This is a genomic window from Arthrobacter sp. CAN_A1 (assembly GCF_015751665.1).
Lineage (GTDB): Bacteria > Actinomycetota > Actinomycetes > Actinomycetales > Micrococcaceae > Arthrobacter_D.
Genome location: NZ_JADOUR010000004.1, coordinates 98,977 through 124,281, shown reverse-complemented (window position 1 = coordinate 124,281; position 25,305 = coordinate 98,977). Strand labels below are relative to the sequence as shown.

The 25,305-nt window shown below is 65.7% G+C and carries 19 protein-coding genes; 13 read left to right on the top strand and 6 right to left on the bottom strand.

Features of this window, described 5'->3' with window-relative positions:
* Positions 1-40 precede the first annotated feature (40 nt).
* The 9 genes from carA to IWX62_RS06355 all read left to right on the top strand — a co-directional run bounded on the left by carA (position 41) and on the right by IWX62_RS06355 (position 11,605).
* The gene (gene carA / locus IWX62_RS06395) at positions 41-1,204 is read left to right on the top strand and encodes a glutamine-hydrolyzing carbamoyl-phosphate synthase small subunit (protein ID WP_333483262.1); all 1,164 of its coding nucleotides are present in this window, start codon (positions 41-43) and stop codon (positions 1,202-1,204) included.
* The gene (gene carB / locus IWX62_RS06390) at positions 1,205-4,519 is read left to right on the top strand and encodes a carbamoyl-phosphate synthase large subunit (protein WP_196840546.1); all 3,315 of its coding nucleotides are present in this window, start codon (positions 1,205-1,207) and stop codon (positions 4,517-4,519) included.
* Positions 4,506-5,384 carry an orotidine-5'-phosphate decarboxylase gene (pyrF, locus tag IWX62_RS06385; RefSeq protein ID WP_196840545.1) on the top strand — a complete coding sequence of 293 codons (879 nt, stop codon included), beginning with the start codon at positions 4,506-4,508 and terminating at the stop codon, positions 5,382-5,384. Before carB ends, pyrF begins: the two co-directional genes overlap by 14 nt.
* A 104-nt stretch (positions 5,385-5,488) precedes the next feature.
* A complete protein-coding gene (gene mihF / locus IWX62_RS06380) occupies positions 5,489-5,818 on the top strand; it encodes an integration host factor, actinobacterial type (protein WP_196840544.1) in 330 nt (109 codons plus the stop codon).
* Between the two features lie 39 nt (positions 5,819-5,857).
* Positions 5,858-6,427: a guanylate kinase gene (gene gmk, locus IWX62_RS06375; RefSeq protein ID WP_196840543.1), complete on the top strand. Its 570-nt coding sequence runs from the start codon at positions 5,858-5,860 to the stop codon at positions 6,425-6,427.
* 57 nt (positions 6,428-6,484) lie between these two features.
* Positions 6,485-6,748 carry a DNA-directed RNA polymerase subunit omega gene (gene rpoZ, locus IWX62_RS06370; protein WP_196840542.1) on the top strand — a complete coding sequence of 88 codons (264 nt, stop codon included), beginning with the start codon at positions 6,485-6,487 and terminating at the stop codon, positions 6,746-6,748.
* Positions 6,749-6,767: 19 nt separating this feature from the next.
* Complete coding sequence (gene coaBC / locus IWX62_RS06365; protein WP_196840541.1) at positions 6,768-8,033, top strand: bifunctional phosphopantothenoylcysteine decarboxylase/phosphopantothenate--cysteine ligase CoaBC; 1,266 nt, start codon at positions 6,768-6,770, stop codon at positions 8,031-8,033.
* Between the two features lie 70 nt (positions 8,034-8,103).
* On the top strand, positions 8,104-9,318 hold the full coding sequence (gene metK / locus IWX62_RS06360; protein ID WP_196840540.1) for a methionine adenosyltransferase: 1,215 nt from the start codon (positions 8,104-8,106) through the stop codon (positions 9,316-9,318).
* A gap of 211 nt (positions 9,319-9,529) precedes the next feature.
* Positions 9,530-11,605, top strand: a complete 2,076-nt coding sequence (locus IWX62_RS06355; RefSeq protein ID WP_333483242.1) for a primosomal protein N' — start codon at positions 9,530-9,532, stop codon at positions 11,603-11,605.
* Positions 11,606-11,674: 69 nt separating this feature from the next.
* On the opposite strand, the gene IWX62_RS06350 is transcribed toward IWX62_RS06355, so the two are convergent.
* The 4 genes from IWX62_RS06350 to IWX62_RS06335 are packed head-to-tail and all read right to left on the bottom strand — an operon-like array spanning position 11,675 to position 15,457.
* On the bottom strand, positions 11,675-12,778 hold the full coding sequence (locus IWX62_RS06350) for a glycosyltransferase family 4 protein (RefSeq protein ID WP_196840538.1): 1,104 nt from the start codon (positions 12,776-12,778) through the stop codon (positions 11,675-11,677).
* On the bottom strand, positions 12,775-13,671 hold the full coding sequence (locus IWX62_RS06345) for an alpha/beta fold hydrolase (protein WP_196840537.1): 897 nt from the start codon (positions 13,669-13,671) through the stop codon (positions 12,775-12,777). Before IWX62_RS06345 ends, IWX62_RS06350 begins: the two co-directional genes overlap by 4 nt.
* Before the next feature lie 3 nt (positions 13,672-13,674).
* Entirely contained in the window at positions 13,675-14,511 is an 837-nt protein-coding gene (locus tag IWX62_RS06340; protein WP_196840536.1) for an aldo/keto reductase, read from the bottom strand.
* Positions 14,512-14,539: 28 nt separating this feature from the next.
* Positions 14,540-15,457 (bottom strand): sugar-binding transcriptional regulator, encoded by a 918-nt coding sequence (locus tag IWX62_RS06335; RefSeq protein ID WP_196840689.1) that lies wholly within the window; start codon positions 15,455-15,457, stop codon positions 14,540-14,542.
* A gap of 224 nt (positions 15,458-15,681) precedes the next feature.
* Here IWX62_RS06335 and IWX62_RS06330 point away from each other — a divergent pair, with 224 nt between their 5' ends.
* The 3 genes from IWX62_RS06330 (at position 15,682) to glpK (ending at position 19,900) form a co-directional block, all read left to right on the top strand.
* Positions 15,682-17,430 carry a glycerol-3-phosphate dehydrogenase/oxidase gene (locus tag IWX62_RS06330; RefSeq protein ID WP_196840535.1) on the top strand — a complete coding sequence of 583 codons (1,749 nt, stop codon included), beginning with the start codon at positions 15,682-15,684 and terminating at the stop codon, positions 17,428-17,430.
* Between the two features lie 131 nt (positions 17,431-17,561).
* Positions 17,562-18,308, top strand: a complete 747-nt coding sequence (locus IWX62_RS06325) for an MIP/aquaporin family protein (RefSeq protein WP_196840534.1) — start codon at positions 17,562-17,564, stop codon at positions 18,306-18,308.
* Positions 18,309-18,385: 77 nt separating this feature from the next.
* Complete coding sequence (gene glpK, locus IWX62_RS06320) at positions 18,386-19,900, top strand: glycerol kinase GlpK (protein WP_196840533.1); 1,515 nt, start codon at positions 18,386-18,388, stop codon at positions 19,898-19,900.
* Between the two features lie 302 nt (positions 19,901-20,202).
* Here glpK and IWX62_RS16235 read toward each other — a convergent pair whose 3' ends face one another.
* Entirely contained in the window at positions 20,203-20,433 is a 231-nt protein-coding gene (locus IWX62_RS16235; protein ID WP_333483260.1) for an HNH endonuclease, read from the bottom strand.
* A gap of 514 nt (positions 20,434-20,947) precedes the next feature.
* Here IWX62_RS16235 and IWX62_RS06310 point away from each other — a divergent pair.
* The gene (locus IWX62_RS06310) at positions 20,948-21,676 is read left to right on the top strand and encodes an ankyrin repeat domain-containing protein (RefSeq protein ID WP_196840532.1); all 729 of its coding nucleotides are present in this window, start codon (positions 20,948-20,950) and stop codon (positions 21,674-21,676) included.
* A 139-nt stretch (positions 21,677-21,815) separates the two neighbouring features.
* Here IWX62_RS06310 and IWX62_RS06305 read toward each other — a convergent pair whose 3' ends face one another.
* Positions 21,816-25,271 (bottom strand): bifunctional proline dehydrogenase/L-glutamate gamma-semialdehyde dehydrogenase, encoded by a 3,456-nt coding sequence (locus tag IWX62_RS06305; RefSeq protein ID WP_196840531.1) that lies wholly within the window; start codon positions 25,269-25,271, stop codon positions 21,816-21,818.
* Between the last annotated feature and the right edge of the window lie 34 nt (positions 25,272-25,305).

The following is a 25,305-nucleotide window of genomic DNA, read 5'->3' as shown; positions in this document are numbered from 1 at the left end:
AGATTCCAGCCAGCCCGCCCCCGAGAGCGCCGCCGTCCTGATGCTCGAGGACGGCCGCACCTTCCGCGGCCGCAGCTACGGCGCTCAGGGCACCGCCCTGGGCGAAGCGGTCTTCGCCACCGGAATGACCGGGTACCAGGAGACCATCACCGACCCGTCCTACGCCCGCCAGCTGGTGGTCCAGACGGCCCCCCACATCGGCAACACCGGGGTCAACGCCGACGACGCCGAGTCCCGCCGGATCTGGGTGGCCGGCTACATTGTGCGTGACGCAGCCCGCCGGCCCTCCAACTGGCGATCCGAGCAGAGCCTTGATGGCCAGCTCCGTGACCAGGGCATCGTCGGTATCCAGGGTGTCGACACCCGGGCCGTCACCCGCCACCTGCGTGAGCGCGGCGCCATGAAGGCAGGGATCTTTTCCGGACCGGCGGCCACCGGCTCCGACGCCGACCTGCTGGCACAGGTCGCCGGACAGGAGTCCATGCAGGGCGCCCGCCTCGCCGACGAGGTCAGCGCAACAGTCCGGTACGTTGTTGAACCGTCCGATCACGGCTGGGAGGGCGAACCCCTCTTCACCGTCGCCGCCCTTGACCTCGGGATCAAATCCATGACCCCGAAACACTTCGCCCAGCGGGGGGTGCGTACCGTGGTGCTTCCCGCCAGCTCAACGTTCGCCGAGGTGGCGCAGGAGCATCCCGACGGCGTGTTCATGTCCAACGGACCCGGTGACCCGGCAACCGCCGACCCGCAGGTGGCCCTGCTCCGCGAAGTGCTCGACGCACGGATCCCTTTCTTCGGCATCTGCTTCGGCAACCAGATCCTGGGCCGCGCGCTCGGCTTCGGCACCTACAAACTCAGGTACGGCCACCGTGGCATCAACCAGCCCGTCCTCGACCGGCGCACCGGGAAGGTGGAAATCACCTCCCAGAACCACGGCTTCGCCGTCGACGCCCCCCTCGATGGCCCCACCCCGGCCCCCGAGGCCCGCTTCGGGAGGGTCGAGGTCAGCCACGTGAGCCTGAACGACGACGTCGTCGAGGGCCTGGCCTGCCTCGACCTGCCCGCCTTCTCCGTCCAGTACCACCCGGAAGCGGCAGCCGGCCCCCACGATTCTGCGTACCTGTTTGACCGATTCATCCAGTTGATGACCGACACCCGCTCCGATGACCAGCCGGGCAGCGCCAACGAGAAGGAAACACACTAGATGCCACGCAGAACCGACCTCAAGAGCGTCATGGTCATCGGCTCCGGCCCGATCGTCATCGGGCAGGCCGCTGAATTCGACTATTCGGGCACGCAGGCGCTGCGGGTGCTGAAGGAGGAAGGCCTGCGGGTCATCCTGGTGAACTCCAACCCGGCGACCATCATGACCGACCCCGAATTCGCTGACGCCACCTATGTGGAACCCATCACCCCGGAGGTGGTGGCGAAGATTATCGAGAAGGAACGCCCCGACGCCCTCCTGCCGACCCTGGGCGGGCAGACCGCCCTCAACACAGCGATCGCGCTGGACAAGAACGGGGTGCTCGACAAGTACGGCGTGGAGCTGATCGGTGCCAACATCGCGGCCATCGAGCTGGGGGAGGACCGCGAGAAGTTCAAGGGCGTGGTGGCCCGCTGCGGTGCCGAATCCGCCAGGTCGACGATCATCCACTCCATTGACGGCGCGCTGGACGCCGCCACCGACCTCGGATACCCGATGGTGGTCCGCCCCTCCTTCACCATGGGAGGCCTGGGCTCTGGTCTCGCGTACAACGAGAAGGACCTGCGCCGGATCGTGGGTCAGGGCCTGCAATACAGTCCCACCACCGAGGTGCTCCTCGAGGAGAGCATCCTCGGCTGGAAAGAGTATGAACTCGAGATGATGCGGGACAAGAACGACAACGTGGTGGTGGTCTGTTCCATCGAGAACCTTGACCCGGTCGGCGTGCATACCGGCGACTCGATCACCGTCGCCCCAGCGATGACCCTCACGGACCGTGAATACCAGCGGCTGCGTGACATCTCGATCGCGATTATCCGCGAGGTGGGCGTCGACACCGGCGGCTGCAACATCCAGTTCGCCATCGAGCCTGACACCGGACGCATCGTCGTCATCGAGATGAACCCGCGGGTCTCCCGGTCCTCAGCCCTGGCGTCCAAGGCCACCGGCTTCGCGATCGCGAAGATCGCCACCAAGCTCTCCCTCGGCTACACCCTCGACGAAATCCCGAACGACATCACCCAGAAGACCCCGGCGTCGTTCGAACCCACCCTCGACTACGTGGTGGTCAAGGTGCCCCGGTTCGCCTTCGAGAAGTTTCCGGCGGCCGATCCCACCCTGACCACCACCATGAAATCGGTCGGTGAAGCGATGGCCATCGGCAGGAACTTCACCGAGGCGCTCCAGAAGGCGCTGCGGTCCCTCGAGCAGAAGGGCTCGCAGCTGACCTTCGACACATCGGTCGACATCGACGTTCCGGCGTTGATCGCTGCCGCCAAGCGGCCCACCACCGAGCGTCTCGCCCAGGTCCAGCAGGCCCTCCTCGGCGGCGGCACCATCGACGAGCTCTACCAGGCGACGGGCATCGACCCCTGGTACCTTGACCAGCTGGTGTTGCTCAACGAGGTTGCTGCGACGGTCCGGGAGGCGCCGTCGTTGACCGGGGACCTGTTGCGGCTCGCCAAGCGCCACGGCTTCTCCGACGAGCAGATCGGCTCCCTCACCCACACCCCCGAGGCGGTGGTGCGCGGGGTCCGCCACGCGCTCGGCGTCCGCCCCGTCTACAAGACCGTTGACACCTGCGCCGCCGAATTCGCTGCCTACACCCCGTACCACTACTCGTCCTACGACGAGGAGGACGAGGTGGGCCAGCACGCCAAACCGTCGATCATCATCCTGGGCTCCGGCCCCAACCGGATCGGCCAGGGTATCGAGTTCGACTACTCCTGCGTCCACGCTTCCATGGCCCTGCGCCAGACCGGCTACGAAACGGTGATGGTCAACTGCAACCCCGAGACCGTGTCCACTGACTACGACATCTCCACCCGCCTGTACTTCGAACCGCTGACCCTCGAGGACGTCCTCGAGGTCATCGCAGCCGAGGAGCGCACCGGCGGAGTGATGGGTGTGTTTGTGCAGCTGGGCGGGCAGACCCCGCTGAAACTGGCGCAGGAGCTGGCCGACGCCGGCATCCCCATCCTCGGCACGTCACCGGAGGCGATCGACCTGGCCGAACATCGGGGGGCGTTCAGCCGGGTCCTCGACGCGGCCGGCCTGATCTCACCCAAGAACGGCACGGCAGTCTCGTTTGAGGACTCCAGGAAGATCGCCAACGAGATCGGCTACCCGGTCCTGGTCCGCCCGTCCTATGTTCTGGGCGGCCGCGGCATGGAGATTGTCTACGACGAAGCCAACTTGTCGCGCTACATCGCGAACGCCACCGAGATCACCGAGGCGCACCCGGTCCTGATCGACCGTTTCCTTGAAGACGCCATCGAGATTGACGTGGACGCCCTCTACGACGGCACCGACATGTACCTCGGCGGCATCATGGAACACATCGAGGAGGCAGGGATCCACTCCGGGGACTCGGCGTGCGTCCTCCCGCCGATCACCCTGGGCGCCGACATCCTGCAGCGCGTCAGGGAAGCCACCCTGGCCATCGCCGAAGGGGTGGGGGTTCGTGGACTGATCAACATCCAGTTCGCCCTGGCCTCCGACGTGCTTTACGTCCTGGAAGCCAACCCCCGGGCCTCGCGCACGGTGCCTTTCGTGTCGAAGGCCACCGGGGTGCAGTTGGCCAAGGCCGCAGCGCTGATCGGTACCGGCGTGTCGATCGCTGACCTGCGGACCGAGCACGGTCTGCTGCCCGTGACCGGTGACGGCGGCGATCTGCCTCTCGACGCTCCCGTCTCGGTCAAGGAAGCCGTGCTGCCGTTCAGCAGATTCCGCACCCCCGACGGCACGGTGGTCGATTCCCTGCTCGGCCCGGAAATGCGGTCAACGGGCGAAGTGATGGGGATCGATAAGTACTTCGACACCGCCTTCGCCAAGAGCCAGGCCGCAGCGAACGCTGCGCTCCCCACCGAGGGACGGGTGTTCGTGTCGGTCGCCAACCGGGACAAGCGCTCCATCATCATGCCGGTCAAACGGTTGGTGGACCTCGGCTTCGAAATCCTGTCCACCGGAGGCACCGCCGATGTGCTGCGACGCAACGGCATTCAGGCCACCACCGTGCGTAAAATCGCCGAGGGCACCGGCGACCAGGGCGAGGGCACGGTGGTGGATCTGATCACTGACGGCACCATCGACATGATCATCAACACCCCCTCAGGTGGCCAGGCCCGCGGTGACGGCTACGAAATCCGCGCCGCCGCAACGTCCTACGGTCTGCCGGTGATCACCACCATCCCCGAGTTCGGCGCCGCGGTGCAGGCGATCGAGGCGATGCGGTCCTACGAATGGTCGGTCACCAGCCTGCAGGAGCACGCGGCGAACCTGCGTGCCGCCACCGAAGTCCGCGATGCAGCACGGTAGCCCAACGTTCGGTGCACGCCTCGCGGCGCGGATGCAGGCCCGGGGCAGCCTCTGCGTCGGGATCGATCCGCACCCGGCGCTGCTCAGCGCCTGGGGGCTGGGCGACGACGCCGCCGGGTGCGAACGGTTTGCCCTGACGGTGCTGGACGCAGTGGGGGAGACGGCCTGCATCCTGAAACCGCAGGTGGCCCTGTTTGAGCGGCACGGCTCCGCCGGGCTGGCTGCGCTGGAACGCTTCCTCGCCGCAGCAGCAGACCAGGGTGTGCTGACCATCGCCGATGCGAAGCGCGGCGATATCGGTTCCACCATGGCTGCCTACGCGGATGCCTGGTTGCGCGACGGGTCGGCACTGGCAGCCGACGCCGTGACCCTGAACCCGTACCTGGGGTTCGAATCGCTCCGCCCGGCCCTGGACCTTGCCGCCGGGACCGGCCGTGGCGTGTTCGTGCTGGCCCTGACTTCCAACCCGGAGGGTGCTGACATCCAGCACGCCCAGGTGCGGGGTGCTGGCGCCGTGACAGGTGCCGAATCCACGATTGGTCACGCAGTGGCCCGGGTCATTGCCGACGCCGCCGCGTGGGAGAACCGTGACGCCGTCGGGCTGGGGTCGGTGGGACTGGTGATCGGAGCGACGGCTGGTGCTGCAGTGCGCCACCTTGGCCTGGATCTTGGCCAGCTGAATGGTCCGATCCTTGCCCCGGGTATTGGTGCCCAGGGTGCGGGGGCCGCTGAACTCGCTGACACGTTTGGTGCTGCATCAGCCCTGGTGCTCGCCAGTGCCAGCCGCAGTATCCTTGCTGCGGGCCCCGATCGGGAGAAACTGCGGGCTGCCGCTGAACAGGCGTTGGCTGACCTCGGCAATTGATTTTGGGTCCTCAGTACAGATAGGTTCAGTGGAAGCCCATTCCACAAGAATTGCATTTACCCGAGCGTTCAGCGCGGGACGGTGCCAACTGCAGGGGAGCACTTGTGAGCTTGAAGCCGCTATCGGACTCCGAACGGACGCAAGCGCGCGAGAAAGCCACGGCGGCCCGCGCCATCAGGGCTGAGGTGAAGGTCAAGCTGAAAAGCGGGGAGACCACAGTCGGTGAAGTGGTCAACGGCATGTCCAGGGATGTTGCAGTGGGCCGGTTGAAAGTCATCGACATGCTGAAAGCACTGCCCGGCGTGGGCGAGGTGCGGGCGGCAGGCATCATGAACGACGTCGGGATCGCGGCAACGCGCCGCGTGCGTGGGCTGGGAGTCCACCAGCGCCAGGCCCTGATCGAACATCTAGCAAAGCAGGATCCTTCGCCCTGAACGGGGCGAATTTCAGGAACCCTACAAGTGAGGAACCACGTGTCGCAGCCTCGGCTGACAGTACTCGCCGGGCCAACGGCCGTCGGTAAGGGAACCGTATCCACCTATATCCGCGATAACTATCCGCAGGTCTGGCTGTCGGTTTCGGCCACCACCAGGCCCGCCCGGCCGGGGGAGGTGGACGGCGTCCACTATTTCTTTGTCAGCAATGACGAGTTTGATGACCTGGTCGGGTCGGAGCAGATGCTGGAGTGGGCACTGGTACACGGACGCAACCGCTATGGCACCCTCCGCCGGACCGTCGATGCGGCCATGGCCGACGGGAAATCGGTGCTGCTTGAGATTGATCTGCAGGGCGCGCGGCAGGTCAAGGAGTCAATGCCTGAAGCCAATTTCGTCTTTCTCGCACCTCCCAGCTGGGAGGAAATGGTGCGCCGGCTGGTGGGCCGCGGGACCGAAACTGAGGAAGAACAGCAACAACGGCTGGAAACCGCTAAACTAGAACTTGCTGCGGAACCTGAATTTGATCACACGGTGGTCAATGACAGTGTTCAGCGGGCAGCGGACGAGCTTGTATCACTGATGGGACTGAGTCCCCTGGAGCGCTAGACAGGCGCCCCGGGAGCTCAGCAGCCACCAACAATCTGAACCATTTACGGAGTATTTGTGTCAACACAGCCTGAAGGCATCATCAACCCGCCGATCGACTCCCTGCTGGAGGCGTCGGACTCGAAGTATGCCCTGGTGATCTACGGTGCCAAGCGTGCCCGCCAGATCAACGCATACTACTCCCAGCTCCACGAGGGCCTGTTCGAGTATGTTGGCCCGCTGGTCGACACCCGCCTGAACGAGAAGCCGCTCTCGATCGCCCTGCGCGAAATCAACGAGGGCATGCTCGTTTCCACGCCGGTCGAATCCACCGACCAGTAACCTCGTACCGTCTACCTACGTGCGCATAATTCTGGGAGTCGGGGGAGGGATCGCCGCCTACAAGGTGGCCTCCCTCCTCCGGCTTTTTACTGAAGCGGGTCACGACGTCACGGTGATCCCCACCGACGCCGCCACGCGGTTCGTGGGAACCGCCACGTGGGAGGCCCTCTCCGGCAATCCGGTCAGTAATAGCGTGTTCGACGACGTCGACAAGGTCAACCACGTCCGGCTGGGGCAACACGCGGACCTGGTTGTCGTGGCGCCTGCCACCGCTGACCTGCTCGCGCGCGCGGCCGCGGGGATGGCCAATGACCTGTTGACCGGCACCCTGCTGATGGCCAGCTGTCCCGTCCTGATGGCGCCGGCCATGCACACCGAGATGTGGCATCACCCGGCCACCGTCGCCAACGTGGCGACCCTCCGGAACCGTGGCATTGTGGTGCTCGATCCAGCCTCCGGGCGGTTGACCGGCACCGATTCCGGAGCCGGCAGGCTCCCCGAACCAGCTGACATTTTCACGGCCGCGCTGGCCGCATTGGCCGAGCAGGGCACAGCACGCGCCTCCACGCCAGATCGTGCCACCGGCGAGGGCTCAGCCAACGGTTCGCTCGCCGGGCGCCGCGTGGTGATCACCGCCGGCGGCACCCGTGAACCCATCGACCCGGTCCGGTACCTTGGCAACCGCTCCTCGGGGAAACAGGGTATGGCCCTGGCCGCCGCTGCCCTCGCGGAAGGGGCAACGGTCGAACTGATTGTCGCCCACATCGAAGTCCCGGCACCCGGCGGCGTCGAACTGGTGCAGGTGGAGACCGCCGAGGAGTTGAGGGTTGCCACCCTCAGCGGAGCCAAACACGCCGATGTGTTGATCATGGCCGCAGCGGTAGCCGACTTCCGGCCCGCGGAGCCGGTGCTCACCAAAATCAAGAAGCGCGCCGACGGCGTTGATCCGGTAATCACCCTGGTGCGCAACCCCGACATCCTTCGTGAGGCAGTTGAACAACGCAGCGCGGCAGGTGCCGGACCGGTCATCGTCGGGTTCGCTGCCGAAACCGGGGACCCCACCGGGGATCCCCTGGACCATGCCCGCGAGAAGCTGGCACGCAAAGGCTGCGACTATCTGGTGCTGAATCAGGTCGGTGATGGCAAGGTGTTCGGCCGTGATGACACCATCGCAACCATCCTCGACGCCGGCGGCGCCGAACCTGTTGAGGTCATCGGTTCCAAAGCCGACCTGGCCACTGCTGTGGTGGCCCGGGTAGCGGTAGCCCTGGCGGGCCGCAGCTAGCCCACCCCGCGTCCACACAGTCCGTCACACAACCCGCCATGTACGTCGGTCGACCAAGTAGAGTGATCAAGTGAATTCAGCCAATCCCGTCCGCAGCGATCTGCGTCTATTTACCTCGGAATCAGTCACCGAAGGACACCCCGACAAGATCTGTGATCAGATCAGCGACGCCATCCTCGACGCCATGCTGGAAAAGGATCCGAAGTCACGGGTCGCAGTGGAAACCCTCGTCACCACGGGCCTCGTGCACGTTGCCGGCGAGGTCACCACCGAGGCCTACGTTGAGATCCCTGAGCTGGTGCGCCAGACCCTGCTGGGGATCGGCTACGACTCGTCAGCCAACGGGTTTGACGGCGCACGCTGCGGCGTGTCCGTGTCGATCGGACAGCAGTCACCGGAGATTGCCAACGGTGTCTTCAACTCCCTGGAAACCCGACAGGGAACCGGGCTGGACCCCTACGATGCGCAGGGAGCCGGCGACCAGGGCATCATGTTCGGATATGCGAGCGATGAGACGTCGGTGCTCATGCCGACCCCCATCTGGCTGGCTCACCGCCTCTCCGAACGGCTGACGAACGTCCGCAAGGACGGCACCCTCGACTATTTGCGCCCCGATGGCAAGACCCAGGTCACCATCGGGTACGACGGCGACGTCCCCGTCTCGGTGGACTCCGTGGTGGTGTCATCCCAGCATGCACAGGGTGTTGACCTGGAGCAGCTGCGGGCCGACCTCGTCACCCACGTCATCGATCCGGTCCTGGCGGCTTCCGAACTGGACGTCAGCAAGGTCCGTCATATCCTGAACCCGGGCGGCGACTTTGTCATCGGTGGTCCGGTGGGCGACGCCGGTCTGACCGGACGCAAGATCATTGTCGACACCTACGGTGGCATGGCCCGCCACGGCGGCGGCGCGTTCAGTGGCAAGGACCCCTCCAAGGTAGACCGGTCAGCCGCCTACGCCATGCGATGGGTCGCAAAGAATGTTGTCGCCGCCGGACTGGCACGGCGCGCCGAAATCCAGATCGCCTACGCGATCGGTATGGCTCAGCCCGTCGGGATCTACGTCGAAACCTTCGGCACCGAGACCGTCGACCCGGCCGCCATTGGCACAGCGATCCGCGAGGTCTTCGACCTGCGGCCGCTCGGCATCATCAACGCGCTGGACCTGCTGCGGCCGATCTACCAAAAGACTGCCGCCCACGGCCACTTCGGGCGGGAGGATGTCGGGTTCAACTGGGAACTCACCGACCGTGTGGACAAGCTGCGGAGCTATTTCAACGCCTGAGACGCGCCCGTCCGGCAGCGGGGACGGGGGCGGTTCCGGGGGCAGCGTCAGTCACCAGCCCCCGCGGCGAGGCGCGCCTCGGGCTACCGGAAGCCCCCTGAAACAGCCTGCAGGCTCGGGCAGCGGGGGAGCCGTTCAGCTGTCGCTGCTGCAGGGCTTCCCGACGGCGCCGCACGCCCTGGGCAGCCCGGTGCCCGCCGGGGATCTCCCGGTGGCCCAGGTCATTCTTGATTCACCGTTGCCGCACCTCGACCGGGTGTTCGACTACTCAGTGCCCCGGGAACTCGCCACGTCGGCCCAGCCCGGGGTGCGCGTCAGGGTGCGCTTCAGTGGACGGGAGCACACCGGATTCATCATCGAACGATCGGCCACCACCGACAGCACCACCCGGCTGCTGCCGCTGATGAAGGTCCTGTCGGAGCAGCAGGTGCTCACCCCCGGCGTGTTGGCCCTGAGCCGCGCCGTGGCCGCCCGCTATGCCGGCACCGTCAGCGATGTCCTCAAGGTGGCCATCCCGCCCCGGATGGCCAGAGTCGATACCGCTTTTGCTGCTGCGTCGGACCCTGCCGCCGAACCTGCTGTCTCGGAACCTGCCCCCGAACCTGCTGTGCCTGCAGCTGCCCCCTCCGGACCCGCCGATCTGTGGACGGCCGGGGAACCTCTTCTCGCCCGCTACGCCAACGGGGCCAGTTTCCTCCGGCATCTGGCCGCCGGCCACAGTCCCCGGGCCGTCCTGACCAGCCTCGGCGGGTATGGGTCACGGGACTGGGCCGCCGAGATCGCCGAGGCGGTGGCCGCAGTCTGGCACACGGGACGCGGCGCCGTCGTCGTCGTCCCCGACCAGCGGGACCTGGCGCGGGTCGAAGCGGCACTCGACCATCGGCTCGGCTCCGGCCAGGTGGCACGCCTGACCGCCGAAGACGGCCCCACCCCCCGCTATCGCAACTTTCTTAAGCTTCTCAACGGTCAGGTGCGGGTGGCCGTGGGAACCCGGTCGGCAGCCTACGCCCCGGTGCAGGATCTGGGCCTGGTGTGCCTGTGGGACGACGGCGATGACCTTCACCAGGAGCAGCGGGCGCCGTACCAGCACGTCCGTGAAGTGTTGCTGCTCCGTGCCGGACACGAGGGCTGCGCGGTGCTGCTCGCATCCGGATCGCAGAGCACCGAGGCGCACCGGTTGGTGTCCACCGGCTGGGCGCAGGCCATTGCCGCCGACCGTTCGGAGGTCCGGCGGAGTGCGCCGCGGGTGGTCCACACGGGAGATGAGTTTCAGCTGGCCCGGGATCCGCTCGCCGCCCGCGCCCGCATTCCGCACGCCGCGTGGCAGGCCGCGTCCGAGGGGCTCGCCCGCGGCCCGGTGTTGCTGCAGGTGGCCCGCACCGGGTTTTCGCCGGCCCTGGCCTGTGAGGACTGCCGCGAACCGGCCCGGTGCACGGTGTGCACCGGGCCCCTCGCCCAGACCGGCCGTGGCGGGGCTCCCGGGTGCCGCTGGTGCGGGAAGCCAGACCCGCGCTGGACCTGCGCGAACTGCGGTAGCCCCCGGCTGCGCGCCACGGTCGCCGGTGCGACCCGGACCGCCGAGGAGCTGGGCCGGGCCTTTCCCGGAGCGAAGGTGTATTCCTCGGCCGGCGAACACATCCTCGACACCGTGCCGGATGCGCCGGCGGTGGTCGTTGCCACCCCGGGCGCCGAGCCGCTGGTGCAGGGCGGCTACGCGGCGGTGATTCTGCTGGACGGTTCGGGGATGCTGTCCCGGGAATCGCTGCGGGCGGGCGAGGACACCCTGCGGCGTTGGTTTACCGCTGCAATCCTGGCCCGCCCGGCCGCCGACGGTGGGCTGGTGGTGATCACGGCCGATGATTCGACGGCGGTCGGGCATCTGGTGCGCTGGGACCCGCAGGGTGCAGCGGGCCGCGAGTTATCCACCCGGACCGACCTCGGGTTGCCGCCCGCCGTCCGGTTCGCCGCGTTGTCGGGATCCCGGGAGGCGTTGGCGGCCTTCACCGGGGACCTTGATTCAGGTCTCTTCCTGCGCACGATCGGTCCCATGCCCGTCGCGGCGCAGCCGGGCCGCTTGCCCGGTGCCCGGCAGGCCGGCCCGGGAGCAGGCCGCGACTTCGCCGATACCCAGACGTCCGGCGCCGATCTTCAGCGGCTGCTGCTGTTTTTCAGCTACCGCAGTGCGCCTGCAGCGACAGCGTGGTTGAAGGCCCGCAAGGTAGCCCTGTCCGCCAAAGGGACCACCGAGCCCGTCCATATCCGCTGTGATGCTGCCGACCTGATCTAGCCGCGCGACGTGGCGACGAGACCCCCGGCGCTGGCGTGTGGCCCGGGTGTTCGCCGTCGCAGGCACCCATCAGCGCCGCCACGGGCGCCATCGCGCCCGGCCCGCATGCTCGACGGTAGCGATAGCGGCAGCCTCAAGCAACTGTTCGGCGGACCGATCCCAGGAGTAGGTTCCGGCGTGGGTCTGGCCCGCCTGAGACGCCCGCTGCCACTGCTCGGGTTCGGCCAGGGCCAGGACCGCGGCGGTGAACCCGGCGGGTTCATCGGGGTCCACATAGCGGGCAGCCTCCCCGCCAACCTCCCTGAAGATCGGGGTGTCCGCGGCGATCACCGGGGTTCCTGCGGCCATGGCCTCGATGATCGGCAGGCCATACCCTTCGGCGCGGGACAGCGTCACCAGGGCTACGGCTGAGCGGAGTAACTCCTGATAGTGCTCGTCGCTGACCCCGTTGTGGAAGATGACCTGCTGACCCGGCGGAATCAACCCTTCCAGTTCGCTGCGGCGGGCATCGGTGATGCGGCTGAGCAGGTGCAGCGTGTAGCCCTCCAGACCCCGCATACCTGTGAGGATCGACTCAACATTCTTGTACGGCATGAACGACCCCATGTAGAGCAGGTCCCGCCCGGGTTCAACACCCGGGGCCCGGACCACCGTGTCGGACTGCGGTGCGTTGCCGACCAGCCGGACCGGACGGCGGGTCAGCCGATGCTCAGCCATCAGCTGGCGGGTCGTTTCAGAGATGGTGGCGACGACGTCGGCACGGTTGAGCAGCAGCCGCTGCGGCCAGTACGCCAGATGGTAGAGCCGCCAGAGCGCCCTGACCGGTAGGGGCAGGAAACCAGGCGGTTGCGGGTTCTGGTAGTAGATCAGGTCATGCAGCGTGAGCACGAGCGGATAGGTGCGGCCCCAGCTACCCATCGTCTGCATGGGGCAGATGACGACGTCGGGCCGTAGCCGGTTGATCCTGGTCGCCACGAACAGCTCACGAGGGGACAAGGGGGAGTTGATCAAAAGGTGGGGGACGTCGGGGAGGAGCCTGAGCTGGCGCTCGTCGGAGATGAGCATGACCACCTCGGCGTGCTTGGCTGCCGCAGCGATCAGGCTGGCTCCGTAACGGCTGATGCCGTCGTGCTGATCCAGCCGGGTGAACCGGGCGTCGAACAGAATCCTCATGCGAGGGTTTCCTTGAGGAAGGCGTCGATCAATCCGGCAGCCTCGTGGGGCGTCTCATAGTGCACCAGATGCCCCACGCCCTGAATGATCTCCAGGCGGGAATCGGGGATCATCGCGGCGAGTGTCCGCTGACCGGTGACCGACCCCAGATCGTCCTTCTCCGCCGCGACCAGCAGCACGGGCATCGCCAGCTGTCCCGCGCTGTCCCTGACCGTCCCGGCAATTGATGCCTGGAACGCTTCCAGCAGCACGCGGCGGCTGGCGTAGGTGCTGAAATAGCTCAGATGCTGGCCGTGAATGTACCGCCGCAGGGTGCGGTCCCGGGTTTTTGCCAGCAGGGAACTCATGGCGAGCACAATCAGCGGATTCCGGAGCAGGGCCAGGCCGAGCTTCTCGGGGAGCGCCGCTCCCACCCGGTAGTACAGGGCAGCCAGCCTCGAGGCCAAGCGGTTGGAACCCTCCAGTGCCGGTTCGCAGATCGGGTTGATGAGCACCAGTGCGGCGATCGCGCTCGGGTGGGCTGCCGCCCACCGCGCCGCCACAATCGACCCGAACGAGTGCCCGAGCAGTACGGAGTCGCTTCCCAGGCCGAGCGCGGTGACACTGAAGCCCACAAAATCGGCGTAGGCCCCGACGTCGTGAGCCCCTTCCAGCGCCTCCGACTGGCCAAACCCTGGCAGATCGGGGACGACGACCCGGTGGGACGGGAGCTCTTCGACGATGCGGAGCAACCCGTGGTGGTCGCCCCTGAATCCGTGGACCATCAGGATGGTCGGTGCGTCAGGGTCCGTGCCGCAGACCGGCGGGAAGTCCCAGTAGCGTTGGGCAGCGCCGCGGTAGGACAGGGTGAGTACGGTGGCCTCGCGGGTCACTGTGATGGCGGGGGTGGGCACGAGCTAGTTCACCCGGTCCGGGTGCGAACCGAAGCGGGTGTCCTGGTCAAGGGCAGCAAGCGCATCGAGGTGCTGCGGGCCGAGCTCGAACCCGTAGACATCAAGGTTGCTGACGATCCGTTCGCGGCTGCTCGCCTTCGGGATCACTGCATGGCCGGCCTGAACGTGCCAGCGCAGGGCAACCTGGGCCGGCGTCCTGCCCAGCTCTGAGGCGATCCGGCCAATCACCGGGTCGGCCAGGATGGCTCCCCGGCCCAGCGGGCTCCAGGCCTGGGTGCGGATGCCGTGGGTGTCGTGGAACTGGCGCAGCGCGTGCTGCTGGAGGTAGGGGTGCAACTCCACCTGGTTGATGGCGGGGACCACTGATGTTTCAGCGAGCAGCCGTTCCAGGTGGGGAAGCTGGAAATTCGATACCCCAATGGCCCGCACCCGGCCGTCGTGATACAGCTGTTCCAGAGCGCGGAACGTGTCGACATAAAGGTCCTGGTCGGGGCAGGGCCAGTGAATCAGGACCAGGTCAACGGTGTCCAGGCCGAGCTCGGCCTGGGAAGCATCGAAGGCGCGCAGGGTCGCGTCGTACCCGTGGTGGTCATTCCACACCTTGGTGGTGACGAAGAGGTCATCACGCTCCAGCCAGCCGGCGGCGACGGCGTCGCGCACCGCGCGGCCCACCCCCGACTCGTTGCCGTACATTGCCGCAGTGTCGATGGTGCGGTAACCGGCTTCCAGCGCCAAGGCGCACAGATCCCGTGTCGTCCCGGGCGGCACCTTGTACACCCCGTAGCCGATCTGGTCGATCTGAACCCCGTTGTTGAGAGCGATTTTCGGTGCCTTATGCATACCTCGACAATACCGAAGCGGCCACGGGTCAGCGGGACCCCCCGAGCACCAACCGTCGCGCCGAGCCCTCATCAAGAATCAGGTCGGTGGCAAGCCCGGCCGCCAGGGCGCCTCGCAGCCCGTTGATCTTCGTCTCCCCGGACACCACGCAGATCCGCCGGCGCACCTGCCGGAGCAGATCAAGTTCGGGCCCGGTGCTGCGCTGGTTGAGGAGGAGGTCGCTGTGCGAACCGTCGGCCCTGAAGAACATGGTTGCCACATCGCCGACCACCCGGTGCTCCTCGAGGGACTGCAGGTCGTCGTCGTCCAGATCGCCGCCCGAGTACACGTGGCTGGGGATGCCAGCGCCAATCGATCCGACGCCGAAAATGGCCATGGTCATCCGTCGCTGGAGGTCGAGGATCCTCAGGACGCTCCGTTCCGCCCACATGGCGGTTTTGGTTTCGGCGTGATCGAAGAACGCGGGTACCGGAAACTGTTCCACCCGCGCACCGTAGGCCTGGCCGAACCGTCGCAGGATTTCGCTGGCATAGGTGATGCCGGTGGTCTGCGTGTTGCCTGCGCCGTTGAGTTGCACGATGGTGCTGTCGTGGGTGACCTTGCGGGTCAGGTGATAGCTGACCGCGCTGACCGTCGAGCCCCAGGCCACCCCAATAATGGCGTTGGAATCGACGAGGGGGCCAATGGTGCGGGCAGCCTGGATTGCCACGCGGTCCAACACCTCGGAGTCGCTGACAATGTCGGTCACCGGAACCACATGGGCTTCCACCCCGTATTGGCGCCGGATCTGCTGTTCCAGGGACGGCGCCCGCTGCAGCGGATTGTTCACCTGGATCTGCACCAGACCGGTTTCCCGGGCCATCGACAGCAGCCGGGAAACGGTCGACCGGGAGGTCCGCAGTTCGCGGGCGATGGCGTTCATGGTCAGGTCCTGCAGGTAATACATCTGGGCTGCCCGGAGCGCGTCGCCGCCCCTTGACCGCTTGACGTCCTCAGCGGAAGATTGTGCAGCAGAATCGGTTCTTTCAGTCTCGGGTCGAAGGTTCATAGCCAAATCCTCTGTCTCTCGTGCACGTATGTGCAACACCATTGACTATTATTCCCAGCATTTCAAGAATAGGTGGAACGGCTGCGGATCCTGTGCGGCCGATAAACGTTGAGGAGATTGTTTTGGCTGAATCCGCCGGCGCGAATGGTGCTGTCAGCACACCCGCTGAACGGTCAGGAGTGCAGCAGCTGAAGAACACGCCGCAGGCCTCGGTGCTGATCATCGGGGGCGGGATCAATGGCGTGGGAACGTTCAGGGATCTCGCCCTGCAGGGCGTCGACGTGACCCTGGTGGAGCGCGGCGATTATTGCCAGGGAGCCTCGGGGGCGTCCTCCCACATGATCCACGGCGGAATCCGGTACCTCGAAAACGGTGAATTCCGGCTGGTCCGCGAATCGGTGGTTGAGCGCAACGCCCTGCTGAAAACTGCGCCCCACTACGTCAAGCCACTCCAGACCACCATCCCCATCTTCAGCACCTTCTCCGGGATTCTTGCCGCGCCGCTGCGGTTCCTCACCCACCGCCAGCATGGCCAGCCGCGGGAGCGGGGTGCTTTCCTGATCAAGGCGGGCCTGACCATGTACGACTGGTTCTCCCGGGACGGCGGAGCCGTTCCCCGGCACCGGTTCGCTGGACGCAAGGTGTCCCTCGCGCAGCTTCCTGATCTGCGTCCCGATGTACGGTACACGGCCACCTATTTCGATGCGTCGGTGCACAACCCCGAACGGATGACCCTTGACGTCCTCCGTGACGGCCTTGCCGCTAATCCTGAGGCCCGCGCCAGCAACTATGTCAGCGTCGTCGGGCGCGACAACGGTTCGGTGCTGCTCCGGGACGAACTCACCGGCGAGGAATTCAGCTTCACGGCCGACGTCGTCGTCAATGCGACGGGCGCCTGGGTTGACGGGACCAACGACGCCCTCGGCGGGGCCAGCGCGTTCATGGGCGGCACCAAGGGCTCGCATATTGTCCTGGATCACCCGGAGCTGCTGGCGGCTTGCGCGGGCCGCGAGATTTTCTTCGAACACACCGACGGCCGCATTGTGTTGGTCTACCCGATCGGGGATCGTGTGCTGGTGGGGACCACCGACATCGACACCGACATGGACACCCCGCCTGTTTGCACCCCCGAAGAGGTCGACTATTTCATCGAACTGATCGGTCACGTATTCCCAGCGATCGTGGTGCAGCCGGCCAACGTGGTCTACAGCTTCTCCGGCATCCGGCCGTTGCCGCGGCATGACGACACCCAACCGGGCTTCGTGTCACGGGATTACCGGATCGAGAAGCGGGAGGACACAGCGGGCGGCCGAGCCGTGACTACGCTCAGCCTCGTCGGGGGCAAATGGACCACCTTCCGTGCCCTGTCCGAGCACATGACCAACGACGTGCTGGCTATTCTCGGGAAACAGCGGACGACGACGACGGCTGGGCTCGCGATTGGCGGCGGCCGGGGGTTCCCCACCACCCCGTCCGGCGAGAAGGCCTGGGTGACGGCACATGTCGAACCCGGTCTGACCACCGACCGTGTCGAAGGTCTGTTGACCCGGTACGGAACCCGCGCCGTCGACGTTATCGACTACCTGAGGGCGGGTCCCGACGAGCTGCTGGCCTCCACTCCGGAGTTGAGCCGGCGCGAGCTCGCCTACATGGTGGATCACGAGCAGGTGGGCCACCTGGTGGATGTCCTGATTCGCCGGACGTCGATCGCCTTCAGGGGGTTGGTGACCAGCGAGCTGCTACACGAACTCGGCGGTGTTCTTGCCCCGCTGCTGGGCTGGAGCGGTGATACGGTTGCCGCCGAGATCGAGTTGGCTGAGCGGGTGCTGCGGGACTCGCACCACGTCAGTAGTGAAGATTTGGTTGCGTAGCGTACCTGGCGCGCAGCCGATTGCCGCTCCCGGAGCGGATGCAGGACCAACGGCAGCTGTTGCCGGGGGGAGCAAGAGAGCCACAGCCGCGGGCTGGGTTCGCTAAAAATGAATAATTAAAGGAGTCAAAGATGTCTCTGGAAGCATTCGTTGCCGAAATGTTCGGCACCATGCTGCTGTTGCTGCTAGGTACAGGTGTCGTTGCTAACGTCGCCCTCGCCGGCACCAAGGGCAATAATGGCGGATTTCTCATGGTTAACTTCGGTTGGGGGCTCGCCGTCTTTGCCGGCGTCTACGTTGCAGCGCTCTCCGGCGCGCACCTGAACCCCGCCGTTACGGTCGGCCTGCTCGTCAACTCAGACGTTGCAACACTCGGCCCCGATATCGACAAGACCTTCATCAACGTGTTGGCTTATTTCGCGGCCCAGCTGCTCGGTGCCATGATCGGCGCCTTCCTCTGCTGGCTGGCCTACAAGCAACACTTCGACGCCGAGCCCGATCCAGCCAACAAGCTGGGCGTGTTCTCCACCGGCCCGGCGATCAGATCAAATGCCTGGAACCTCGTTACCGAGATCATCGGTACCTTCGTGCTGGTGTTTGTGGTCATTTCGTTCGCTGGCACACCGTCGGGTCTCGGCCCACTGGCTGTTGCTCTCCTGGTTGTCGGCATCGGCGCGTCACTGGGTGGACCAACCGGCTACGCCATCAACCCAGCCCGTGACCTTGGTCCCAGGATCGTTCACGCCCTGTTGCCCATCAAGGGCAAGGGCGGAAGCGATTGGGGTTACTCATGGGTTCCAGTGGTCGGCCCACTGATCGGTGGGGTGCTGGGCGGATTGGTCGCCATGTTCATCACCTTCCCTGCAGTCACTGGCTAGCATAGGCACGGAATGACGGCCTAGAGGCCGTCTGCGACAACACTCATCACCGACAGAAACTCAACGAGGAGCATTACATGTCGAAGTACGTCATTGCGATTGACCAGGGCACCACTTCCAGCCGGGCGATCGTTTTCGATCACAGCGGGGATATCGTGTCCTCGGGCCAGAAAGAGCACGAGCAGATCTTCCCTAAGGCGGGTTGGGTTGAGCATGACCCGATGGAGATCTGGAACAACACCAGGGAGGTCATTGGCAATGCGTTGTCGAAGGCCAACCTGACACGGCACGACATCGCCGCCGTCGGCATCACCAACCAGCGTGAGACAGCTGTGGTCTGGGACAAGACCACCGGACAGCCTGTCTATAACGCGATTGTCTGGCAGGACACCCGTACCCAGTCGATCGTCGACGAGCTGGCGGCCGACGGGGGAGTGGAGCGGTTCAAGCAGATGGTGGGACTACCGCTGGCCACCTACTTCTCTGGCACCAAAATCAAGTGGATCCTTGACAACGTTGAGGGTGCGCGGGCCAAGGCTGAGGCTGGCGACCTGATCTTCGGAAACACCGATTCCTGGGTCACCTGGAACCTCACCGGTGGCACCGACGGCGGTGTGCACATCACCGACGTCACCAATGCCTCGCGGACCATGTTCATGGACCTGGAGACCCTCTCCTGGGATGACAGCATTCTCGCTGCGTTTGGCGTGCCGAAGTCAATGATGCCGGAGATCAAGTCCTCTTCGGAGGTCTACGGAACGGTTCACACGTCGCAGTTGCTGCGTGAGGTTCCGGTTGCTGGAATCCTGGGCGACCAGCAGGCGGCAACCTTCGGTCAGGCGGCGTTCGAGAAGGGTGGAGCCAAGAACACCTACGGCACCGGTAACTTCATGATCGTCAACACCGGTGAGGAGATTGTTCACTCGAAGAACGGGCTGCTGACCACAGTCTGCTACAAGCTCGGAGACGCGAAAGCCGTCTATGCCCTCGAAGGTTCGATCGCTGTCACCGGGTCGCTGATCCAGTGGCTGCGCGACAACCTGGGCATCATCAAGTCAGCACCAGAGGTCGAGGAGCTTGCACGGACCGTCGAAGACAACGGTGGCGTCTACATTGTGCCTGCGTTCTCCGGTTTGTTCGCACCATACTGGCGCGGTGAAGCCCGCGGCGCCATCGTGGGACTGACCCGGTTCGTCAACAAGGGGCATATTGCCCGCGCAGCTCTCGAAGCGACGGCTTTCCAGACCCGCGAAGTACTCGATGCGGCAAACGCCGATTCGGGAGTGGACATGGAGGATCTGCGCGTCGACGGCGGCATGGTCGCCAACGATGCGCTGATGCAGTTCCAGTCCGACATCCTCGGCATCCCGGTGATCCGTCCCAAGGTCACCGAGACCACGGCGCTGGGTGCAGCCTACGCGGCCGGTTTGGCTGTGGGGTTCTGGAAGGATACCGACGAGTTGGCCACCAACTGGGCCGAAGACAAGCGGTGGACGCCATCGATGGACTCCGGGGAACGTGACCGCCAGATGCGGCTCTGGAAGAAGGCAGTGACCCGGACCTTCGACTGGGTCGACGAAGACGTGAAGTAGTTCTCCCTTCACCTGTGGGTGTTTGACGAGTATTTTTAAAACCAGCAGGTATCTGAGACACGGCGGTATCTAAAACACCGCGGTATCTAAGTCACAGCAGTATCTAAAACACAGCAGGGGCGGTGACTATCCGGGAGGATGGTCGCCGCCTCTGTTGCGTAGTCGGCCTGTCGGGTACCTCATGCTCGCCCGACCAATACCTCCGTCGAATGGTGGACTGTGGTGGGTTGTGGCGGGTTGGCGGCATTCTGAGTCGCCAGAGCCAACGCCTCGGCGGGCACTTTTCACCAAGGGCGGCGCTGTTAGAAAGGTGGAGGTATGTCGGGCGGTGGGGCTGGTGGTGGGTCCGGTCGGGTGATGTAGGTTTCGCCTGTGGGTGAGACGGCGATGATGCTCCGCGGTTCGGGTTGTCGATAGTGCGAGTAGCCCTCGGATTTGAGCCGGTGGTGACGTTTGCACAAGGCAGCGAGGTTGCCGTAGCTGGTCTTTCCACCGTAGGCCCACGGTTTCGTATGGTCGAGTTCGCAAAACACTGCCAACCGGTTGCAACCCGGATGCCGACACGTCCTATCCCGCACTCTAATACTGTCTTGCAGGTCCTTCGGCACCGGATAGGTGGTGGCGTCGGCCCCGAGTCGTGCCCCGGTAAAGGGGGGGTGAGGATTCGTGCGAACGACGGCGCATGTCCCGCGAGTTTGCGGGCAAGGTCGGGGTGAGTGGGCCCATACCCTTCAAGTTCTCCCGGCGCATCCCCACCCGGAAGAGAAAAGTTGAACAATTTTTCGCGCCCGATCAGAGCAGCTCTAGGCAGCATTGGCCGCAGCCAATATGAGGCCCACACCGTGTTGCACCTGCCCGATGAATGACGGGATCCCACGTCACGGGGAACCGCGTGACGCCCGCTGATCCGTGCCTGGCCGACAGTGGTCCGATTCATGGCTCGGGTATGCTTGTAAGCATGGGAACGGTCCCGCTGATGTTCTGGTGTGCCACCCCGGTGGCCCCGCGGCAGGGGTCCCGGTGAGGGCCCTCGTGCCAGGCGGTGTTTTGGCCGTACTGCTACTGATGACCGGCTGCACCGGCAACGGCGGGGTGACCGGTCCGACCCAACTGACGCCTTCCGGGTCCGCGAGTGCTTCGAGCCCGACCAGCTCGTCCAGTGCGTCGAGCCCCTCCAGCTCGCCCAGCCCGTCGCCGCCAGCCACGGAGTCTGCTGCGGAGGTCTCCCCGAGCAGCCCATCGGTTACCTCGACGTCGCTCGCACCCGCCGAACTGATCGCGCTGAATCAAAACCTGATCGGGGTGGCCTGGGACAACGACGTCGACCAAGCCCGCCAGCTCATCGCCGCTGGCGCCGACGTCAACTACGAGGACGAGACCCAACAGAGCGCTTTCCTGATCGCAGCGAGTGAGGGCTACCTCGAGCTATTGGACCTGACCCTGCGTAGCGGCGCAGACGTTGACGCGCGCGACAGCTTCAACGGCACCGCTCTGATCCGCGCCGCTGAGCGTGGCCACGCGGACGTGGTGCGAAGGCTGCTGGAGACCGACGTGTTAGTCAACCACGTCAACAATCCGGGCTGGACCGCACTGCACGAGGCGATCATCCTGGGCGATGGCTCGCCCCGGTACGTGGAGACCGTGCAGCTCCTTGTCGAGGGCGGCGCCGATGTGAGGTTCCCTTCCCAGCGCGATGGTGTGACGCCCCTGCAGCACGCCACCGCCCTCGGCTTCCACGAGATTGCTGCCATTCTGCGCAACGCTACCGGGCAGTAGACCGCGGAGGCCGCCACAACAGCCAGGAAGTGTCGCCACGATCGACAGGAGTCGCTGCGTGAAGTGGTCCTGGCACCGGAATGAGTCACGCCCAGCGACTGGAACAATCGATCCTCGCTATCTGGCCCGAACGGGTCCGCTAGGCAAGCACCGTGTGGGAGACGTTGTCAGGGTTGCCGAACCGGTGAGCCGTGATGGACACCGCCTGCTCGTGCAGGAACGGCAGCATCTCCAGCCGGCCTGACTCGGTGACCGGGCCCGCGTAGATGGCCACGTCCGGATCACCCGACGTCGCTGCGCACAGCTCCGAATAGCCGCCGCCCACCAACCGGACCCGACCGAGACCGGCTGTCACCGCCTGCGCCAACCAGGCGGCGTCGTCTTCAACACCCTGATTCACGGCGTGTGCCGACAATACAGCAGTCAGCGCCGGGGGCAGGGGATGGGCCGACGACACCCGCAGCGTCGCCCCAGCCCGAAGCCCTGCCGCCAGCACACGGACCAGGGACGCCAGGGTTCCCTCCTCATTGAGGCGGACCGTCACCGCGCCAGGAACGTAGCGGAACTCATTGCGCTCCACCCCGAGCCCGGAGACATCGCGGTTGGCGCCGAAGGACTTCACCCAATGTCGCTGATCGTCGGCGGTCGCCCGGGCCAGGAAGCCCTGGTCCACGGCGGGAATGTCCGCAGCGTGTAACAGGTCCCGGACCGGTGCGCTCAGCGGCGCATGGACATTCCCCGGGTGCAGCTCGGCGGGCTTCCAGCTGCCCAGGTGCATCAGGTAATTGGGGCCGCCGGCCTTAGCGCCGGGCCCAACTGCCGACCGCTTCCAGCCACCAAACGGCTGACGCTGAACGATGGCGCCGGTGATGCCGCGGTTGACGTAAAGGTTTCCGGCCTGCACTGCGTCCAGCCACAGGGCCAGCTCGTCGCTGTCCATGGTGTGGATGCCCGCGGTCAGCCCGTAGGCGCTGGCGTTCTGCCATTCGATGGCCTGCTCCAGCGAATCGGCGTGCATCACTCCCAACACGGGACCGAAGAACTCGGTGAGATGGAAGTAGCTGCCTGGTTTCACCCCAGCGCGGACGCCCGGGCTCCAGAGCCGTCCGGTATCGTCGAGCTGCTTCGGCTTCACCAGCCAGGTCTCGCCGTCGCCGAGCGTAGTCAGCGCGTCACGGAGCTTGCCTTCTGCTGGTTCGATGACCGGGCCCATCTCGGTGGCCGCGTCGTCCGGGTATCCCACCTTCAGGGACGCCACCGCGTCGACCAGCTGGTTCCGGAAACGTGCCGACTTTCCGGCCGAGCCCACCAGAATCACCAGCGATGCAGCCGAACACTTCTGCCCGGCGTGACCGAACGCGGACTTCACGACGTCGGCGGCCGCCAGGTCGAGGTCCGAACTGGGCGTCACGATCAAGGCGTTCTTGCCGCTGGTCTCGGCGAGCAGGGGCAGGTCATGCCGCCAGCTGCGGAACAGCTTCGCGGTGTCGTACGCACCGGTGAGGATCACCCGATCCACCGAAGGATGGGAGATGAGGTGCTGGCCCACGGGGCCTTCCTCGACGTCAGCAAAGTGCAGTACCTCGCGGGGGACGCCAGCGTCCCAGAGAGCCTGGACCAGGACAGCCGCACAGCGCCTTGCCTGCGGTGCGGGCTTCACGACGACGGCGCTGCCAGCCGCCAACGGGGCAAGGGCAGAACCGGCCGCGATGGCCACCGGGAAGTTCCAGGGCGGGGTCACCACGGTCAGGCGTGCCGGAACAAACTCGGCTCCCTCAACCTGGTCCAGCTCCTCGGCGAGGAGCGCGTAGTAGTTGGCGAAGTCGATCGCCTCGGAAATCTCCGGGTCGGACTCGGCAACAGTCTTCCCGGTTTCGCTGGCGGCAACCTCGACCAGGTCACCGCGGATCGCTGCAAGCCGCGCCGCCGCGTTCCGCAGGACCACTGCCCGTTCGGCACCGCTGCGGGACGCCCACTCCAGCTGACCGGCAAGCGCCGCCGTAATGGTGCGCTCGACGTCGTCGTTCGTCTCGAGCCAGGAGGCCTCCACCAGCTCAAGGCCCAGGGTTGACCCCGGAACCCGCTCGAGGATTGCTGTCGCCCAGTCCCTGATGACGGGGAGGGACGGGTCGGAATCGGCCTGGTTGGCGAACTCGCCGGGAGCCGGCTCCACGAACCGGTCGACAGTCTGCAACCGGTTCGGTCCTGGGACAGCGGTGTCCACAGCGGCGAGTGAGTCAAGGAAGCGCTGCTTCTCCCGTTCGAACAGCTCAGGGCTCTTGTTCAACTCGAAAACAGCCGACATGAAGTTTTCCTGGCTGGCGTTCTCTTCGAGCCGGCGGATCAGGTAGCTGATGGCGACGTCGAACTGCGCCGGGTGCACCACCGGCGTGTACAGCAGGAGGGAGCCAACATCCTTTTTGATCTCCTCGGCCTGCTCCTCCGCCATCCCGAGGAGCATCTCAAACTCGATCCGGTCCTCCACCCCGCGGGCGAGCGCAAGCAGCCGGGCGAAAGCGATGTCGAACAGGTTGTGGCCGGCCACCCCGATCCTGACCGCCTCGGCGTTCTCGGGGCGCAGCGCCCAGTCGAGGCAGCGCTTGTAGTTGGTATCGGTTGCTTCCTTCGACGGCAGGGTGGCAGCTTCCCACCCGTGGACCGTCGCGTCGACCAGTTCCATGGCCAGGTTTGCACCCTTGACAAGCCGGACCTTGACGGCCGAGCCGCCACCGGCGCGGCGTGTGGTGGCCCACGCGGTGATGTCCTGCAGCGCTCCGAGCGCGTCGGGCAGGTAGGCCTGCAGCACTATGCCGGCCTCGAGCTGTTTGAGGTCCTCGGTGCCCAGGATGCGTTTGAACACCGCGACGGTCAGATCGAGGTCGTGGTATTCCTCCATGTCGAGGTTGATGAACTTCGGTGCCGGCGACGAGGCGGCCAGCCGGTACAGGGGGAGGAGCCTCTCGGCGACGCGCTCCACTGTCTCGTGGAAGTCCCACAGGTTCATGGTGCTCACCACCGAGGACACCTTGATCGACACGTAGTCGACGTCGTCGCGGGCCAGGAGCTTGGTGGTTCCGGCGAGCCGCGCGTCGGCCTCGTCGTTGCCGAGGACCGCCTCGCCCAGGAGGTTGATGTTCAGCCGGACCGATTCGCCGCGGAGCCCGGCAATGGCCTTGCCGAGTTTGTGTGGCCGTGCGTCGACAATGAGGTGGCCGACCATTTCGCGCAGGACCCGCTGCGCGACGGGAACCACGATACCGGGCAGGCTGGGAGCCAGCGCTCCACCAAGCTTCACAGCGCCCCTCATGTACCAGGGAAGGAACGACGGCGTTTGCCTGGCCAGTTTTGACAGGTTCCGTGCAGCGACAGCATTGTCCTCGGGCCTGATGACCCGGTCGACGAAGCCGAGCGTGAACTGGAGGCCGGCATCGTCCTTCAGCACTTCGGCGAGAAGCTGCGCCGACCGTGACCCTCGGGTGACGGTCGGCTCGGGGCGGCGGGCGTCGTCCAGGTGCAGCCAGCGGCGAACCAGTGCGACGGCGTCGTCACCGAGGGCTGCAGGAGCGGGATCGACTGCGGGAAAGAGTTGTGTCATGCGATCGTGCCTCACAATGCGACGGGCCACTGTA